The sequence below is a fragment of the Streptomyces flavofungini genome (assembly GCF_041028215.1).
In the GTDB taxonomy this organism is placed as follows: domain Bacteria; phylum Actinomycetota; class Actinomycetes; order Streptomycetales; family Streptomycetaceae; genus Streptomyces; species Streptomyces flavofungini_B.
Genome location: NZ_JASKYR010001365.1, coordinates 1 through 1367 on the forward strand (window position 1 = coordinate 1; position 1367 = coordinate 1367).

Here is a 1367-nt window from a genome sequence, read left to right on the forward strand (position 1 = left end):
CGCCCGCGCAGGCCCGGCTCTGGTTCCTCGACCGGCTCGGCGCCGGAGCCGCGTACAACCTGCCGATGCTGGTGCGGCTGCGGGGCGCGGTCGACGCGGACGCCCTCGCCGACGCGCTGGGCGACGTGGCCGCACGGCACGAGGTGCTCCGCACCGTCTTCGACGAGACGGACGGCGCCCCGGTGCGGCGCGTGCTCACCGGGGCCGCGGCCCGGCCACCGTTCCGCCATGTCACCGTCGATGCCGACGCGTTGGACGCCGCCGTGCGCGAGGCCGCCCGGCAGCGGTTCGACCTGCGGGGCGAACCCCCCGTACGCGCGGCCCTTTTCAGCGTGCGCGAGCGGCCCGGCGAGCACGCGCTGCTGGTCCTGGTGCACCACATCGCGGGGGACGGCTGGTCGCTGGCCCCGCTCTTCCGCGACCTCACCCTGGCCTACGAGGCAAGGGCCGCGGCGGCGGCTCCCGCCGTACCCGTCCTGCCGCCCCTGCCCGTCTCCTACGCCGAGCACGCCCGCCGCCGGGCGGCCCGCACCGGCACCCCGGCCGACCCCGGGTCCCCGGCGGCACGGCAGCTCTCGTACTGGAGCGACCGGCTGCACGGGCTCGCCCCCGGCGGCCCCCTCCTGCCACGGCGCGGGGACCGCCCCGCCGTGCCGGGACCGGCCGCCGCGACCGTCGTGCGGCGGCTCGGCGCCGACGTCCACGCCCGGCTGCTCGACGCCGCCCGCGCGCAGGGCGCCACGCTCTTCATGACCCTGCACACCGCGCTCGCCGCGGCCCTCGTACGGGCGGGCGCGGGCGAGGACCTCGCGATCGGCGCGCCGGTGGCCGGGCGCGCCGGGGACGGCAGCGTCGAGGACGCCGTCGGGTTCTTCGTGAACATGCTGATCCTGCGCACCGACGTCTCGGGCGACCCCACGGCACGGCAGCTGCTCGCCCGGGTGCGGGAGACCGACCTCGGGGCCTTCGCCCACCAGGACGTGCCCTTCGAGGACGTGGTGAGCGGGCTCAACCCGGCGCGGACGCGGGGGCGGCAGCCGTTCACCGACGTCGTCCTCGCCCTCCAGAACAACGCGCGCGCCGAGGTCGGCCTGCCCGGCGCCGACGCCGGGGTCGAGGTGGTGCGCACCGGCGAGGCCCGCTTCGAACTCCTCGTGGACGTCACCGAGGCGACCGGGCCCGACGGTGCGCCGGACGGCCTGACGTGCACCTTCGAGTACCGCTCCGACAGCCTGGAGGAGCCCTTCGTGAACTGGCTCGCGGACGCGCTGCCGCAGGCCCTTGAGCGGTCCGCCGCCGCACCCGGCACCCGGCTCTCGGAGCTGCTCCCCGACGGACCGCCGCGCCGGGCGGACAGCGGCGACGAG

General features: G+C 78.1%; 1 protein-coding gene. It reads left to right on the forward strand.

Annotated features, from left to right (window positions below):
- Positions 1-1367 (forward strand): condensation domain-containing protein (locus tag AB8Z36_RS41090; RefSeq protein WP_369218437.1); only part of this gene is annotated, 1367 nt, incomplete at both ends.